General features: G+C 41.3%; 17 protein-coding genes. 12 read left to right on the forward strand and 5 right to left on the reverse strand.

Features of this window, described 5'->3' with window-relative positions; genetic code table 11:
* The first annotated feature begins 7 nt into the window (after nucleotides 1–7).
* Nucleotides 8–712 carry a response regulator transcription factor gene (locus GVO60_RS07805; RefSeq protein ID WP_159652635.1) on the forward strand — a complete coding sequence of 235 codons (705 nt, stop codon included), beginning with the start codon at nucleotides 8–10 and terminating at the stop codon, nucleotides 710–712.
* 53 nt (nucleotides 713–765) lie between these two features.
* Nucleotides 766–2,052, forward strand: a complete 1,287-nt coding sequence (locus GVO60_RS07810; protein ID WP_225874910.1) for a sensor histidine kinase — start codon at nucleotides 766–768, stop codon at nucleotides 2,050–2,052.
* A 24-nt stretch (nucleotides 2,053–2,076) separates the two neighbouring features.
* Here GVO60_RS07810 and GVO60_RS07815 read toward each other — a convergent pair whose 3' ends face one another.
* Nucleotides 2,077–2,787 (reverse strand): TetR/AcrR family transcriptional regulator, encoded by a 711-nt coding sequence (locus GVO60_RS07815; protein WP_159652638.1) that lies wholly within the window; start codon nucleotides 2,785–2,787, stop codon nucleotides 2,077–2,079.
* A gap of 779 nt (nucleotides 2,788–3,566) precedes the next feature.
* Between GVO60_RS07815 and GVO60_RS07820 the strand changes: the two genes are divergently transcribed.
* The 6 genes from GVO60_RS07820 (at nucleotide 3,567) to GVO60_RS07845 (ending at nucleotide 9,722) form a co-directional block, all read left to right on the forward strand.
* The gene (locus tag GVO60_RS07820; protein WP_159652640.1) at nucleotides 3,567–4,307 is read left to right on the forward strand and encodes an SDR family oxidoreductase; all 741 of its coding nucleotides are present in this window, start codon (nucleotides 3,567–3,569) and stop codon (nucleotides 4,305–4,307) included.
* A gap of 9 nt (nucleotides 4,308–4,316) precedes the next feature.
* Nucleotides 4,317–5,525 (forward strand): acetyl-CoA C-acetyltransferase, encoded by a 1,209-nt coding sequence (locus tag GVO60_RS07825; protein ID WP_159652642.1) that lies wholly within the window; start codon nucleotides 4,317–4,319, stop codon nucleotides 5,523–5,525.
* 54 nt (nucleotides 5,526–5,579) lie between these two features.
* Nucleotides 5,580–5,927, forward strand: coding sequence for a phasin family protein (locus GVO60_RS07830; protein ID WP_159652644.1), 348 nt, complete (start codon nucleotides 5,580–5,582; stop codon nucleotides 5,925–5,927).
* Nucleotides 5,928–5,982: 55 nt separating this feature from the next.
* Entirely contained in the window at nucleotides 5,983–7,755 is a 1,773-nt protein-coding gene (phaC, locus tag GVO60_RS07835; RefSeq protein ID WP_159652646.1) for a class I poly(R)-hydroxyalkanoic acid synthase, read from the forward strand.
* 109 nt (nucleotides 7,756–7,864) lie between these two features.
* Nucleotides 7,865–8,563 (forward strand): aspartate/glutamate racemase family protein, encoded by a 699-nt coding sequence (locus GVO60_RS07840; protein ID WP_159652648.1) that lies wholly within the window; start codon nucleotides 7,865–7,867, stop codon nucleotides 8,561–8,563.
* Nucleotides 8,553–9,722 (forward strand): MFS transporter, encoded by a 1,170-nt coding sequence (locus tag GVO60_RS07845; protein ID WP_159652650.1) that lies wholly within the window; start codon nucleotides 8,553–8,555, stop codon nucleotides 9,720–9,722. Before GVO60_RS07840 ends, GVO60_RS07845 begins: the two co-directional genes overlap by 11 nt.
* Nucleotides 9,723–9,759: 37 nt before the next feature.
* On the opposite strand, the gene GVO60_RS07850 is transcribed toward GVO60_RS07845, so the two are convergent.
* Nucleotides 9,760–11,013 carry an SGNH/GDSL hydrolase family protein gene (locus tag GVO60_RS07850; protein ID WP_159652652.1) on the reverse strand — a complete coding sequence of 418 codons (1,254 nt, stop codon included), beginning with the start codon at nucleotides 11,011–11,013 and terminating at the stop codon, nucleotides 9,760–9,762.
* A gap of 396 nt (nucleotides 11,014–11,409) precedes the next feature.
* Between GVO60_RS07850 and GVO60_RS07855 the strand changes: the two genes are divergently transcribed.
* Nucleotides 11,410–12,852: an aerolysin family beta-barrel pore-forming toxin gene (locus tag GVO60_RS07855; protein ID WP_159652654.1), complete on the forward strand. Its 1,443-nt coding sequence runs from the start codon at nucleotides 11,410–11,412 to the stop codon at nucleotides 12,850–12,852.
* A 119-nt stretch (nucleotides 12,853–12,971) separates the two neighbouring features.
* Here GVO60_RS07855 and GVO60_RS07860 read toward each other — a convergent pair whose 3' ends face one another.
* The 3 genes from GVO60_RS07860 to GVO60_RS07870 form a co-directional block, all read right to left on the reverse strand.
* Nucleotides 12,972–13,154: a hypothetical protein gene (locus tag GVO60_RS07860; protein WP_159652656.1), complete on the reverse strand. Its 183-nt coding sequence runs from the start codon at nucleotides 13,152–13,154 to the stop codon at nucleotides 12,972–12,974.
* A gap of 160 nt (nucleotides 13,155–13,314) precedes the next feature.
* Complete coding sequence (locus GVO60_RS07865; RefSeq protein ID WP_159652658.1) at nucleotides 13,315–15,024, reverse strand: FAD-dependent oxidoreductase; 1,710 nt, start codon at nucleotides 15,022–15,024, stop codon at nucleotides 13,315–13,317.
* Nucleotides 15,025–15,036: 12 nt separating this feature from the next.
* The gene (locus GVO60_RS07870) at nucleotides 15,037–15,222 is read right to left on the reverse strand and encodes a YgaP family membrane protein (protein ID WP_159652660.1); all 186 of its coding nucleotides are present in this window, start codon (nucleotides 15,220–15,222) and stop codon (nucleotides 15,037–15,039) included.
* Nucleotides 15,223–15,395: 173 nt separating this feature from the next.
* Between GVO60_RS07870 and GVO60_RS07875 the strand changes: the two genes are divergently transcribed.
* The 3 genes from GVO60_RS07875 to GVO60_RS07885 are packed head-to-tail and all read left to right on the forward strand — an operon-like array spanning nucleotide 15,396 to nucleotide 16,623.
* Nucleotides 15,396–15,698, forward strand: coding sequence for an ArsR/SmtB family transcription factor (locus GVO60_RS07875; protein WP_167522332.1), 303 nt, complete (start codon nucleotides 15,396–15,398; stop codon nucleotides 15,696–15,698).
* A 20-nt stretch (nucleotides 15,699–15,718) separates the two neighbouring features.
* A complete protein-coding gene (locus tag GVO60_RS07880) occupies nucleotides 15,719–16,132 on the forward strand; it encodes a YeeE/YedE family protein (RefSeq protein WP_159652662.1) in 414 nt (137 codons plus the stop codon).
* A 29-nt stretch (nucleotides 16,133–16,161) separates the two neighbouring features.
* A complete protein-coding gene (locus tag GVO60_RS07885) occupies nucleotides 16,162–16,623 on the forward strand; it encodes a YeeE/YedE family protein (protein ID WP_159652664.1) in 462 nt (153 codons plus the stop codon).
* Nucleotides 16,624–16,657 lie beyond the last annotated feature (34 nt).

Genomic DNA, 16,657 nt, shown 5'->3' on the forward strand with positions numbered 1-16,657 from the left:
TAGGTAAATGAATTCTAAGATTTTGTTGATCGAAGATGATAAAGATATATCACAACTAACTCAGATGTATCTTACAGCTGAAGGTTATGAAGTTCATGCCATTTATGATGGCTCGATTGCGATTGAAACTATTCAAACTTACCAACCCGATCTTGTCTTATTAGATCTTATGCTACCAGGGAAAAGTGGCGCAGAAATCTGCAGCGAAGCAAGAAAGTTTTACTCAGGAATGATTATGGTGCTTACCGCAGCAGAAGATGAAATGAGTGAAGTCAGTCTGTTTAAGTTTGGCGCTGATGACTACGTGACAAAACCCGTTCGAGGGCACATTCTTGTTGCTCGTATAGAAGCATTGATGCGTCGTTACCAACGACAACAAAAGTTAGAACAAGCAAGCTTTGTCTTAGACGCACATGGCATCGTAATCAATGCACAAAACCAGACAGCCTATTATGATCATAAACCGATCAGCTTAACTAATTCTGAGTTCGAGATACTTCAGTTGCTGATAGAAAATGCTGGCGAAACAGTTTCTCGTGAACACTGTTGTCGCCTTGCTAGAGGCATTGAATACAATGTCAACAATCGTTCGATCGACATGAGAGTATCGGGTCTACGTAAAAAACTAATTCAAGCAGAAGTCTATACTGCGGCAATTAAAACAATTCGAAATCAAGGTTATAAGTTAGTGAGTAGCAGTGCATGTGCGTAGTGGCTAAACCGCGCTCCATGTTCACCTGTCTTTACCTTGAGAGCTTGCTAGGGATGATGCTAACCTTTGCGATTTTCATGCATTTCGGCTCTAGTTACCTCAAGCAAGCAGATATCGATATTTTTGTTGATGATAGTATGCACCACATTCAGCACTATCTAGACAGTCGATATGATCAGCAGGGTATCTATGAAAGACTCAACCAATACAAAGAACTGACTTTCTATGACTATAAGCTTTCACTCTTAGAAGGGTGGAATGAAAAAACGCCATTATGTATCCATTGCAAGCATCATATGAGTAAGCAAGGGTTAAGCGTTTATATGGATGATGACGATTTACTGCGCGTAGCGTTGCCGATACCAAATTCAAATCATCATCTATTGTTCCAAGAAATCAACTACTTGTTTGATGAATCACTGCCTTGGTATCAAGACCGCAAAATTCATTTTATGCTTTCTCTCTTTTTAACGATGAGTATTGCGCTAGCGTTATTGATTTACTTACCCCTTCATCGAGTGAACAAGCGGGTTAATCGATTGATTCAAACTCAAGAACGATTTGGCCAAGGCGAACTCAGTGTTCGCGCTGAAAGCTATCATATCTCGCCAGTAAAAGAGATCGCGCAAAGTTTTAATGAAATGGCTGAAGATATCGACCGACGAGTAAAGCAAAACCAAATTTTTTCTCATGCGATTCCACATGAAATTCGAACTCCTCTAAGTAAAATTCAGATGGCTTGCGATCTTGTTAGACGAGAAGATTGTAAGAACAGGGATCAGCTGTTTGATGATATTGATGACTATATTGAAGATATATCGGATTTAACGACAGACATTTTACAGTTATCGAAGCTCAACAATAAGCTCAATGTTAACAATCGACCTGATGAGACAAACATCTCTCTGAAGAGTTTGTGCCGATGCCGATTAGACATGATTGCAAGCAATAAAACGAAGCTTAATATTTCTGATGACGTTCGTGAGGATGAGTTAACGGTAGCTCCGGCCTTCGTTAAGCTTGTTTTGGATAACCTAATTAAAAACGCAGATCGATATGGAAATGGCCTTGTTGAGCTCACTTTAAGAGAGTTTGGTAGTTGTTGGACGATTGATGTTGAGGACAATGGCTCCGGTATTCCAGAGGAAAAACGACAAGAGATTTTTATTGCATTTTCAAGACTAGATAAGAGCAGAAACTCGAATGACGGAGGGTTTGGTTTAGGTTTAGCGATTGCCCAAAACGCAGCGAGAAACTTAAATTGGACACTTTCAGTTGATGATAGTCACCTCGGTGGGGCAAGGTTTACTGTTTTGATCCCTAAACCCCAAAAAAGTTAGGCGCTTACTGCTTTAAATACGAGTCTAGCTTATGTCATATGCGGCGTCGTAAATGAGCTCTTGTACACTGTCAGGGGTTAACTTGATTTGACTAGGCACATTGAATCGATAAGCCATCATGTTGTTGAACATACTCCAATGTTTCAATAAGCATTGATCTGCGTCTTTGGTTTCTTCACGCCAAGTTTCATTCATAAACGGTGTCAAACTTGCTGCACCATGAGCAAACATGATCATCTGCCACTTTATCTCCCAAATTTTGACTGGAGTATCAGGGTTTTCGTTATTGTAATCATCAGCAATTCTGTTGACTAACGACTCGATTTTGCCCGTATTATCAATAAAGTAGTCAAATAGTGCATCTTCATGTCTAACAGCGTCGGCGATTAACTGAATAGGGCGTTTAAATGTCAGCATATGAGCTAACAATCTCACTGAAAACAAGTAGAGTTTTACGTTAGCCGTTGCATCTAAAGGGATGTTATTAATGATGGTGTGGATGTAGTTTTCCATGTATTGATGTAGACCATCACTAATCGCATGCCAGATCTTCTCTTTGCTACCAAAGTGGTGTCGGATCAAGCTGTGCGAGACACCCGCCTTCTCACTAATATTTCTAATAGAGACACGTTCATAACCAAGTTCACAAAACAACTCAGTAGCGACTTTCATTATCTCGCACTTTGTTTTCTCTGCATCTTTTGCGCTGCGGCGGCCTTGTTTTCTTTCTGTCATTGTAATCGGCTACTTATACCAAGATATTGCTATCGATTTTTGAAGTTCTATTGGGGCTACAACATCACTGTTGAGTAACAACATTATAGCTAGATACTGCACACTTGGAAAATAACATGCTCGATTTATTGATACGGAGGGAGGGTTAGCAGCGAAACACGGTGATTGAGAGCCAGTTTTACAACAAATAATATTAATTATTGAGTCAATGAAAATTAAGTATTTCTACATCTGGTGTGTCTCTCTCTATTCGACGTTAGTATTAATTGGATAGATTAATCATTACTTTATTATATTCATAAGCTTGTCGGTGTTTTTAACTATTATTCATTTTTATCAATAGTGATATATTCAACTAAAGTACAAAAGCTAACTGATGAATTTGTTATTTTTATCAAAGTGAATAACTATGTTGAATAGGCAAAGGGAAATGACAATATAGATCAATGAAACCAGAAAATTTCATGAAATAACTTAAAAAACAATACATTAGAGACTACTGATTGAATTGTCTTTGTGGTTAAGCTCTGTAAAAACAATGAGTTAATGATGGTTAACAATTATATAACATTACATTCCTTATGAGACATTGTTCAACTTTATGCACTTAAGTTCAGAAAATATTTGAACTGTAATATTTAAGGTTTAGTTTTAATAAATAGAGCGAGGGCAAGATAGTCCTTAGCAAAAAATATAACAACGTTAGTTGGTTCTTTATTGAGAACTGATTAATGGCTAAAACTTACTTATAAATTTGCTGTTAAGAATGGAGTCTCTTAATGAAAAAAATCGCTTTGATCACGGGATCAAAAGGCGGAATCGGATCTGCTATTTCCTCTCAATTAGTTGATGATGGTTACCGAGTTATTGCTACCTATTTTACAGGTAAGCATCAATGTGCTTTGGAATGGTTTACGGAAAAAGGTTTCACAGAAGACCAAGTTCGTTTATTTGAGCTAGATGTAACTGATACCGAGCAGTGTGCTGAGCGATTGGCACAGCTTCTTGAAGAAGAAGGCACCATTGATGTTGTTGTGAATAACGCAGGTATTACCCGTGATGGCGTGTTCAAGAAAATGACCGCACAAGCGTGGAAAGATGTCATCGAAACCAATCTAAATAGTCTTTTCAATATCACTCAACCAGTATTTGCTGCAATGTGCGAAAAAGGCAATGGCCGTGTGATCAACATTTCTTCAGTCAATGGGTTGAAAGGCCAATTTGGTCAAACGAATTACTCTGCGGCTAAAGCTGGCATGATTGGTTTCTCAAAAGCGTTGGCCGCTGAAGGAGCCCGCAGTGGTGTCACGGTCAATGTTATTGCCCCAGGTTACACCGGAACACCAATGGTTGAGCAGATGAAACCTGAGGTTCTAGACTCAATTAAATCCCAGATCCCAATGCAACGATTAGCTAAGCCAGAAGAGATCGCAAAATCGGTTTCTTTCCTGGTGAGTGACGCTGGTGCTTACATTACTGGCGAAACTCTGTCTGTTAACGGCGGCTTATACATGCATTAAGGGGTTCTCATGGAAAAAGTATTTATTGTTTCAGCAAAACGTACACCAATCGGAGCATTTGGTGGTTCATTGAAAGATATTAGCGCAGGTAACCTAGCTTCTATCGCAATTAAAGCTGCAATTGCACAGGGTGGCGTTCGTCCTGAAATCATTGACGAGGTCATTGTCGGTAACGTTATTGGCGCAGGTCAGGGCATGAGTGTAGGTCGTCAGGCTGCTCTTTATGCCGGGATTCCTGAAACAGTCCCAGCCTATACGCTAAATATGGTGTGTGGCAGCGGAATGAAAACAGTGATGGATGCGGCTAGCCACATTCGTGCGGGTGACGCCTCAGTAGTTGTCGCGGCCGGCGTTGAAGTGATGTCTCAAATTCCTTTCGCAGTGTCTGGTGGGATCCGCGATGGTCATAAGATGGGCAACATGAACCTGACCGACTTGCTGATTAATGACGGCCTAACGGATGCGTTTAACCAATATCATATGGGCGTGACTGCCGAGAATGTTGCTCGTGAAGTTGGTATCACGCGTGAACAGCAAGATGAATACGCGTTGGCTAGCCAGATGAAAGCTGTGGCAGCGATTGAAGCTGGCAAATTCAAAGATGAAATTGTTGCTGTAGATGTGAAAAAACGACGTGAAACCATCGTATTTGATACTGACGAATACCCTAAATCAGATGCCACACTAAGCGGGTTGCAAAAACTTCGTCCAGCATTTGACCGCGAAGGTAGTGTCACAGCTGGAAATGCTTCAGGTATCAATGATGGCGCGAGCGCAGTCATCGTAGCCAGTGAATCGGCCGTAAAAGAGTTTAACTTAGAGCCGATTGCTGAATTAGTCAGCTACGCGCAATCAGGCCTCAAGCCAGAAATTATGGGTCTAGGTCCGGTTGAAGCGGTATCGAGCGCGCTATTGAAAGCGGATATTCCGACTCAAGATGTCGATGTCTACGAATTGAATGAAGCCTTTGCTGCTCAAGCACTGGGTGTCATTAACAAATTAGCTCAAGAACAAAACGTATCCGTATCTTCGATATTGGATAAAGCAAATGTAAACGGTGGAGCCATCGCATTGGGTCATCCATTAGGTGCTTCCGGAAACCGTATTTTAGTCTCGCTGATTCACGAACTGAACAGAAGTAACGGTCAATATGGCGTCGCTTCATTATGTGTCGGTGGTGGAATGGGCACTGCTGTTGTTATCAAATCAATTGCTTAATTAAGAATTAAGCATACTGAATTTTTAAATGGAATTAACCGAGGAGTAATACTCATGTATACAGACTTTTTCAAAACTTTCACTGACCAAACTGAAAAGGGCTTAGAGCCGTACGTAAAATTCAACAAGCTTGTGACTAAGAATGTTGAAGTACTAACAGAGCTTCAGTTAAACGCTATCCGCACATACAGTGAGATGGGCTTGACGCAGATGAAAGCAGCAAGTGAAGTAAAGGATGTAACTTCTTTGACGGCATTTAATAGCCAGCAACTTAGTGTTCTTACAAAACTTTCACAGCAAATGATGGATGACAGCAACAAGCTTCAATCTATCGCTAAAGAATTTAAAGAAGACGTAGAAGAACTTACTTCGGAAAACCTTAAGACAGTGACTCCTGCATAACACTGTTCATTTCGCCGCCGCAAGGCGGCTTTTTTCCGATCCAAGGAGTAATGCTATGTACCAAAACTTCTTTTCGGACTACCTTGTTAAGCTCCAAGAAACCAATCAAAGATGGTGGGAAGATCTAGAACAAAGCAGGGCAGCCGTTAATTCACCCCTCAATAAAGCCATGCAGGAAGTCAATCTTGAAGATACGGCGAAGTTGTTCGAAAGTGCCGCAAATCAACCAGCCGCTTTACTGCAAATTCAAGCTGACTGGTGGCAACAACAATTGCAGATTTGGCAAAATGTTACTTTAGCCGCCAATTCCGATGATGTTATCGCTCCTGAACGTGGTGATAAACGCTTTTCAAACGAACAGTGGCAGCAAGACATTTTTTATAACTTCATTAAACAATCGTACTTACTGTTTAGTAAAACGTATCTACAAACAATCGATAGCATTGAAGGGTTAGATGAGAAGAGTAAAGAGCGCATTAGCTTTTTTTCTCGTCAAGCCATTAATGCGCTGTCGCCTAGTAACTTCATTGCTACCAACCCAGAATTGCTCAAGCTGACATTAGAACAAAATGGCGAGAACCTATTGGTAGGTTTGGATCAATTAAAAGCTGACCTTGAATCGAGTGCTGATATCTTAAAAATCCGCATGACAAACAATAATGCTTTTCGCATTGGTCAAGATGTCGCAAATACTGCTGGTGATGTTGTTTATCAGAACGAATTGTTTGAATTGATTCAATACCGACCTTTAACGGAAACGGTTAATGCTGTTCCGTTGTTGATCGTTCCACCGTTTATCAATAAATACTATATTTTGGACTTGAGAGAGAAAAACTCGATGGTTCGTTGGTTGTTAGAGCAAGGCCATTCAGTATTTATGATTTCGTGGCGTAATCCAGGTGAACAGCAGCGTGATGTTGAATTTGGCGATTATGTTACGGAAGGCGTCGCTAAAGCGGTATCGGCCATTGAATCCATTACCGGTCAGGAGCAAATCAATGCTGCCGGATATTGTATTGGTGGCACTGTTCTAGCGAGTACCATCGCATATTATGCGGCGAAACGTATGAAGAAACGGATCAAAAGTGCCTCGTTCTTCACAACATTGCTTGATTTCTCTCAACCTGGAGAAGTCGGTGCATACGTTAATGACACCATCATTGACGCAATTACGCTCCAAAATAACGCTAAAGGGTATATGGATGGACGTTCACTGAGCGTGACATTTAGTCTACTTCGTGAGAACAGCCTATATTGGAACTATTACGTTGATAACTACTTGAAAGGCAATAGCCCTGTAGATTTTGATCTTCTGTACTGGAATAGCGATAGCACCAATGTTTCGGCGGCTTGTCATAACTTCTTGCTACGTGAACTCTATTTGAACAATAAGCTTGTGCAAGATAAAGGCGTTAAGATCGGTGGCGTTTGGATTGATCTGAACAAGATTAAAGTGCCAAGCTATTTTGTATCAACTAAAGAAGACCATATCGCTTTATGGCAAGGAACATATCGCGGTGCCCTAAATGTTGGTGGCAACAAAACCTTCGTTTTAGGTGAATCAGGTCATATCGCAGGCATTGTAAATCACCCTGCGAAAGGCAAATATGGCTACTGGACCAACGATAACCTAGATGACAGCGCAGATGAGTGGCTCAGCAATGCGGATCACTCAGAAGGGTCTTGGTGGACCCATTGGGATCAATGGTTACTTGGTTTCAATCCAGATGAACGAGTAGAGCCGTACCGAGTAGGAAATGACGATTTCCCTGTTTTGTGCCCAGCACCTGGAGAATACGTTAAACAAGTTCTGCCGATTAAAGAGTAGCAACGTCACTGCATAATAGAATGCCTCAGCAATTTGCTGAGGCATTTTTGTTTGTAAATGATGCGTTAATTTGTTTAATTATGTTAACGATAGTTGGTGAGGGATAACAATGAAAACAGTAGGTGTGATAGGAGGAATGAGTTGGGAATCAACCGTTTCTTATTACCAAGGATTAAACAAAGGGATCAATCGTGCGTTAGGTGGACACAACTCCGCGAAGGTAGTGATAAACAGTGTCAATTTTGCTGAAATAGAGCAGATGCAGCGCGATGGTGAGTGGAATAAAACGGCGACCATATTATGTGAAGCGGCTCAATCGTTAGAAAAAGCAGGCGCTGACTTTGTTTTAATCGGAACAAATACGATGCATAAAGTAGCGAGTCAGGTTGAGGAAGCGATAGCTATTCCTTTGCTCCATATTGCTGATGCGACAGGGGCTGAGTTAAAACGACAGGGCATAACAAAAGTTGGTTTACTTGGTACTGCATTTACTATGGAGCAAGACTTTTATAAACAGCGATTAACTGAACGCTATGGAGTTGAAGTTATCATCCCTAACGGTGTTCAACGGCGTTTAGTCCACGACGTTATTTATCAAGAGTTATGCAAAGGCGTTATCCACCGTCGTTCAAAAAATGATTACCAGACGATCGTAGACGAGCTAGCCATGAACGGAGCTCAAGGCGTTATATTAGGTTGCACTGAGATTGGTTTGTTACTTGAACCGTCAGATAGTAACGTCCCACTTTTTGATACCGTTAGTATTCACGTTGCAGCAGCAGTTAAAGAGGCATTAAATGAATCGTAATGTCTGGTTGCTCTCCGTTTGCCAAGCTTTGCTAATGACCGGAAACATTCTACTTATTTCTGTGATTGGCTTAGTAGGACAAACACTAGCGCCAGATTCAAGCATGATCACACTACCTGTGGCACTCCAGTTTCTAGGTTTAATGTCTGCAACCATCCCTGCGTCTCTAATTATGGGTAAGCTAGGACGAAGATTCGGTTTCAGTCTTGGCAATTTAGTCGGAATTTCTGGTGCAAGCATTGCGACCTACGCGCTATCTCTACAGAATTTCTATTTGTTCTGTTTTGGGACATTCTTACTCGGTATTGGAATTGGTTTTGGTACGCTTTATCGGTTTGCAGCGATTGAAGTGTGTGATGAAAATGCTCGTCACAGAGCGATATCGATATCAATGGCAGGAGGCGTCCTTGCTGCGATGCTTGGACCAAATCTAGCGGTGTACTCGCAGCAATGGTCTACAGATGGCCTCTATGTTGGAGCATTCATGGCTTTAATAGGGCTCAATATCTTAGCTCTGATCTTGTTGCAAACCATCCGTTTTCCTAAACCAGTTGAGCCTTCTAAACAAGTAAGAGCAGATGCCTTACGAGTGATCATACGAGAACCCAATTTTATGCTGGCGGTTTTCGCGGCGATGATTGCTTACGCGGTAATGAATATACTGATGACAGCCACACCCTTAGCAATGATTGGTTGTGGGTTTGATTTTGACAAAGCCGCTGGTGTGATTGAATGGCATGTATTAGGAATGTTTGCCCCTGCTTTCTTTACAGGTAAGTTGATTGAGCACTTTGGTGCAAGGCAGATGATTTTATTCGGTGGCGTGTTATTCGTACTGTGCGTGATGATTAATATTCATGGACAGTCAATTTGGCATTTCTCCATTGCTCTTGTCTTGCTTGGTATTGGATGGAATTTTATGTTTATCGCAGCGACAGGCTTGTTTAGCCAATCATACAAAGCTAACAATAAGTCTAAGGCGCAAGCATTTAATGAATTCTTTGTTTTTAGCTGTGTCACTGTAACAGCGTTACTGTCTGGTTGGTTGGAATCAACCGTAGGGTGGGAAGCGATGAATTTATACGTATTACCGTTTGTACTGGCTGTTATTGTTTTGTTTGGTTTGAATAATTATAAGACGAAGAAAGTCGCGATTTAAATTGAAAAGGCAGGTTACCCTGCCTTTATATTGCTAATCAGAATGGGAACTTCTGAAATTCTTCAGTGATAATATTGTCGGCAATATACTTATGTGCGGCTGTTGTTGGGTGTGTTACGCCCCAGAATACATATTTATCAGAGCCATAATACGCACAATCATTAGTGAAACTGTGGCTTTTCAAATAGTCAGCGGATGAACTTCGGTTAATATTTAGGCAAGCGTCGGAGGCGTTTTCAAAACCATGCTGTTGCGGATTGCTGGTCATTGACTGGAAAAGAGAATACGCGTCATAGAGGGCAATGTTGATGCCTTTTTCTTCATACAACTTAGCTTGTTCGTGAATAAATTGGTTAAACTCAACGATCTTTGCACGTACTTTCACAATCTCTTCTTGAGTCGAATATTTAAACTGTGGCGCTTTAGTTGCATCAGGCAAGGTCAACATAATTAGATGCTCTGCACCAGCTTCCGTTAAGCGGATAAGCGCGCTGCTTAAATCAGCCTTGACGTCAGCCACTTCACGGTCGTAATTCATAAAGTCATTTAAACCAAACTCAAGCGTAAATAAGGTTTGCGCAGGATTATAGTTCTTAGCCATCTTCATGTAGGTCAGGTACGAGGTTACTTGATCATATATACCTGTTATCGCAATGTACTGGTTCGTACCAGCCGCACCACCTACCGCCCAGTTGTAAAGAGGAAGGCTTTTCTCTTTTGCTAAATATTCAGTCCAGACAAAGCCATTGCTAAAGTGGCCTAAGAACCAAGAGTTTCTATTTGGAAACACCCACTGGGAACCATTATAAAGATTACCGGTATCCGATAGGCTATCACCAAAAGCAACGACTCGGTTGATCTTCGAGTCAATAGGGTTGGAGGTGTCATTAGTCCAAATACTGTGGTTATAAGACAAACGATTGTCAGCAGCGAAGTAAAGCATGTTTGCAGTGTCGTGCGATAAATCTAATGTCTCTTTGCATCGGCTTTCTATTTCCGCTTGAGGAGTAGAGGTGTAAAACATGTTCTTAAATGACACGGAAGACCACCAATATCCGTCAATGGTGAAGTAAGAGCCATCAGAATTTTCTGCCCATTCCCACGTTGTCGCCGGATCATCATGAGTATGATCGGGCCTATACCAACATCGAACATACGTGTAGGTTTCTCTGGCTTGTACTGATTTGGAGAACGATGAAGTGACCGCTTCAGGCGTTGTCGGCACCTCATTAGCGAAAGACAATGTTGGTATAGAAAATAAAATAGCGGAGAGCAGCAATGATGATTTCATAAAGTTATCTCATATTATTATGGAATGTTTTATGCTCACTAATCCTGTATATCATACAAACTGATATGCAGATAAATAGCAACCAAGATAAATTACACATTACTATTGAGTAATTAAGTTATATCTAAATTAATTTATAGTTATATATATTTGTAAGACTAGTATTATTAAATTAAGGATTGTTAAATTAACATTCGCTAATACTTGTCTGTAATAAATAAAAGTATCAAAGTTATTTATGCATAACAAATGATTTATTCATCATTATGTTAACGTGTGATTTTTAGCCAGTATGATTAACTTTTTCCTTTATCTTTTTAATAAGAAAAGATTAAAAATTAGATGGCGGTGCATTTATATATCATCTGCCATACTAATAAATATAAGGGATAAAACGTGAAAAAAATAAGAATACTTAATTTGTCTGCACTCTCCATTTCAATTTTATCTGCGGTGAATAGCGCTCAAGCCTTTGCTGCTGTTGATATCTTGGATGTCAGGCTACAAGGTCAGTCTTGTAACTCTGAGTTTAGACCGGTCACACGAGATGAGGCTGAGTTGATAAAGTCGGGCTTGGTTAGTCAAATGGGACAATGGCAAATAACGAACCTAGCGAATGGTTATGTAATAATGGGTTCAGGCCATAACGGTAATATTAAGCAGGACCGATTGGCGAACAATACCTGGTGTACTTACATAAGTCCGCCTGATCATAGTATCCCCAACTATATGCCATTAACCTTGCCTGAGAATGACGAAGCTTATACTGAGTGGTATTTAGTTAACAATAGGGAGTTTTATAAGCCTCTTTCTCTGTTAGCGCACTATTTGGGTTTTGCATGGACAGCAGGAACCAATAGTCAGTATGTGGGTGATGACATGGTTATCTCTACAGACGGTGAAGGTACGTATAAAATTGATGCGAATGATTCAGGAAGCTGTAGCGGTTACCGTTGTAACGAGCGACTCAAAATGACCGTTACAGATTTTGAGTATCAAATTGACCCACAAACATTTAAGGCTGGCGAGATTACGCAATCAAATCGAGATGTGATCGGCCGACGCTCTGAACTTGTCACCAATGAATCTGATTTGGAACAGCAGTATCGCGTGACGTTCAAATATGAAAAGTCGACTAACTGGTCAAAAACTGACACTTATGGTCTTAGTCAAAAAGTCACAACTAAGAATAAGTTTAAATGGCCTTTAGTTGGTGAAACCGAGCTTTCGATTGAAGTTGGGGCAAACCAGAGTTGGGCTTCGACGGGCGGGGAAGCCGAAACGAAGGGGATTTCCAATACCATCGTCGTTAATGTCGCTCCAAACACTAAGCAAGAAGTGTTTATGGAGGTCTTCCGTTCATCAATAAGTTATCCATACTCTTTTGGCGCGGAACTAAGCTACAAAGTCACAATGAATAGTTTTATGAGATGGTCAGGCAATGCGCTAAGTCATCATCCTGAAGATCGCCCCAATTATACGGCTGAGTGGGTGGTTGGCCGAAATGGTGGAACTGATAAAAATCTAAGATACCAGTATGATCACCGAAATATTCCCGCGACAAATAATGAGTGGGATTGGCCATGGATGATTAGAGAATATAGCGAAAGTAGTGTTCGCAGTGTGTTAGGCGAGATACTTCGACCAATCGAAACTAAAGTGACAGGAGAATTCTACGCTGATGCCTCCTTTGGTTCTAACGTTCGCTATGGTGAAACTATTCCTCTTTCAAATCGTAGTAAACGTTCCGTTGGGGAGTATTCATTGTCTGACGAAGAACTAGAAAGCGTCGGTATTCGCAACTTCTCGGTAGAAATTGAACCTATACCTAAGCTCTAAACAAAAAAAGCGCCTTTCGAGGCGCTTTTTTAGTTCGTTAAGCTGATTGAATTTGGAACTGATAACAGTTGTGTTACAACTCGCGCGAAAAGGGTCAGTAAAAGTGGGTGCGCTTGTGCTTAAAACTGAGAACTAATGAGATCAATCAGCTCTGCTTCGGTTTCCGGTGTTTTAGATAACTCGACTTTACAATCCGCGCCACCTTTAAGCATATAGACTGTCGAGGTTAGATGATCGTGATGAAACCATTTTCCGTTAATGCAAACATCTGTGTAGCAGCGTGAGTCTTTCTTTAATTCCATATGTTTCTTCCTTGTTAATTTTATTTAACGTGATTTCAACATAACCTTACTTTCCGAATGGTAAAATGATCTAGATCAATGAAATAAGACACCAATAAAAAAGGGGACGAGATGTCCCCAAAAAAGTAGCGCAGTGTAGGAATTAAGACATATAGCCTGGTTAAGCTTTTGCGAACTTATAGGTTCGGTAGCCTCCGATTAGGTTACGAGCTTTGAATCCATTGTTGACTAACTGGCGGTATGCTACGTTGCCCCGTAAGCCGACTTGGCAATAAATAACAATTTCCTTGTCTTTAGGAAGCTCACTCATACGGTCACGTAACTCATCCACTGGAATATTAATAGCGCCTTCAATGTAACCGACATTGGCAAGCTCGGCTGGGTTACGAACATCAAGTAACAGTTGTTCGTCAGACAGGTCGTCAATTTGGTGGTAGTGGATAGGTACTGAATCCCCTTTGATGATGTTGTTTGCAACAAAGGCCGCTTGGTTAATCACATCTTTGGCACTGCCATAGGGTGGAGCGTAAGTGAGTTCTAAATGTTGAAGCTGCTCAACCGTCATGCCCGCGCGTTGTGCGACAGCCATGACATCGATTCGCTTATCAATGCCATCTTTTCCTACAGCTTGTGCGCCTAAAATTTTGCCGTCTTTCGGATCAAACAGCATTTTGAATGAGACGACTTCTGCGCCAGGGTAGTAGCTAGCATGACTTGCGGTGTGTACGTAGATTTTTTCATACGCGACACCTGTCTGCTGAAGTTGCTTCTCATTTTTACCTGTTGAAGCGACAGCAAGATCGAAGACCTTACAAATGGCTGTGCCTTGCGTACCTTGGTAAGTTTCTTTACGTCCAAGCATATTATCCGCCGCCATACGTCCTTGGCGGTTAGCCGGGCCAGCCAAAGGGACAAGCGTTTGATTGCCTGTAACGAAGTCTTTTTCTTCGACAGCATCACCCACGGCGTAAATAGAAGGATCACTGGTTTGCATTGACTCGTTGGTGTATATCCCACCAAGTTCGCCGATTTGTAATCCAGCTTGTTGTGCGAGCTGAATTTCAGGACGGACACCAATAGCCATAATGAGAATGTCTGTTTGTAGCTGTTCGCCATTATTTAAGGCGAGCGTTAATGAGCCGTTTAAATGTTGGTGCTCTGCCGCTTCTTTTTCGCCAGTTTCTAAGCTTGCAACATGTGCACTTGGGATATATTCCACGGATTCGAGCGCGACACCAAGCTTTAAGTCGATACCTTTCTGGCGAATTTCAGCATGAACAAACCCTGCCATTTCACGGTCGACCGGCGTCATAACTTGGTCCGCCATTTCAATTAACGTGGTTTTAATCCCAAGTTGGTGGAAAGCTTCCATCATCTCCAAACCAATAAAACCACCACCCACTACCGTCGCATGCTCTGGTTTGTTCATTTGTATGGTATGAATGATGCGATCCATATCAGGAATGTTACGTAGTGAATGGGTCAGCGGATTGTCAATTCCAGGAATAGAAGGCACTACAGGGCTTGCGCCAGGACTTAGGAGTAGAAAATCATAAGATTCATTGTACTCAGTTCCATCAATTAAATTCTTAACCGTGATGGTTTTGTTTTGTCTATTGATTGAAACCACTTCATTCATTACTCGCACGTCGACATTAAAGCGAGACAAGAAGCTTTCTGGTGTTTGTAGCAGTAACTTGCTGCGATCTTGAATATCGCCACCAATGTGATACGGCAAACCACAGTTGGCGAAAGAGACAAACTCTCCACGCTCGAACATAATAATTTGTGCATCTTCACTTAAACGACGAGCACGTGCTGCCGCAGAAGCGCCGCCAGCTACACCACCAACGATTACAATCTTAGTCATTTCAAACTCCAATTACTGAAAACCTAATTTCTTGAAAATGTATGCAGCAGGGCAGAACCCTGTAAAAGCACTTTGTATCAAATTTACGCCAACAAATACTGTGAGCCAAACAAATCCACTATGTACCGTCAATGTTAGTAAGACCGAGATTAAGACCATGCTTCCGGCTAATACACGTATTGCATTTTCTAATGTCATGTTGAGCTCCTTGCCTTTGAAACTTGTGAACATGGTGAAAATAATAGATGTATAAATTAGTAATGTCTAATGTTATTTTTACTAATTTCATTAAAGCTTATTTAGTGTTGACTAATATTAATTGTTTAGTAAACTCTAATTTAGTGATTTGGAACTAGATTGTGGTGGAAGCAATGAATTTAGTTGAAATGCAAAGTAACGCCGTAGAGGCCGCTGACTTATTGAAAGTCATGGCGCATCCGGAACGGCTAATGGTGCTATGCCAGCTCACACAAGGTGAAGTTGGAGTTGGAGCGCTACAAATTGGATCAACATTGAGTCAGTCTGCGTTTTCACAACATTTAACGGTGTTACGAAAGCATAACTTGATTAAGGCGAGAAAAGAGTCGCAACAAGTTTTTTACTCACTTGCAGACCCAAGAGTCGAGGCTCTTATTCAAAGTTTACATACTGTTTTTTGTGTTAAAGAGGCGTAGTGCCGAACAAGAGGTAAATCATGTTATCAACCATTCCTTGGCTCTCTCTGATAGGTGGCATTACATTAGGGATATCAGCGACTTTATTATTGATGATGAATGGAAAGACTGCCGGTATTAGCGGGATCTTAAATGGGATTCTAACACCTAAGAAGGGCGACTATTCGTGGCGAATATTGTTTGTTGTTGGAATGATTACAGGTGGCGTTTTGAGTATAGGCGTGATTGGAATCGCTCCGCCAGATTTACAAGAAATCTCTCTACCACTACTTGTGATTGCTGGCACTTTGGTCGGCATAGGGACGAGATTGGCAAATGGTTGCACTAGCGGCCATGGAATATGTGGGCTTGGTCGTTTATCAACACGTTCAATTGTCGCAACGTGTGTGTTTATGTTTGTTGCTGGTGTGACGGTATTCGTCCGCTTACATTAGCTTTAATTCTGCGTTTTTAGGTAGTGAGAATGAATAAATTAGTTTTCCGTTTAGTAGCTTTGCTGTCTGGCTTACTGTTTGGTATCGGAATGGCTATTTCTGGAATGATTGAGCCTCAGAAAGTGATTGGGTTTTTGGATATAACAGGTGAGTGGGACCCAAGTCTGGCTTTCGTCATGGGCGGTGCATTGTTGGTATTTATGCCAAGTTATTTCTTGCTTATTAAACCTCGTCAACTAAGTGTGAGCAAAGAGGCGTTACCTTGCGCGACCAGTTTGAAGGTGGATGCACGACTCATCTCCGGTTCTATGATTTTTGGGCTTGGTTGGGGGCTCGCTGGTATTTGTCCGGGCCCAGTTGTAACCAGTTTAGCGCTTGGTAACGCAGGTATTGTACTGTTTTTTATCGCGATGCTGACTGGATCCATCATGACGAAAGTGATAATCGAGCGCTTGGATTCTGGGCCTGATTTAATTGAAACACTGAGTTAGTAGCGACATATATAAGGAATTTATCTTTCTGGAG

The organism is Vibrio atypicus (assembly GCF_009811315.1).
Classification (GTDB): domain Bacteria; phylum Pseudomonadota; class Gammaproteobacteria; order Enterobacterales; family Vibrionaceae; genus Vibrio; species Vibrio atypicus.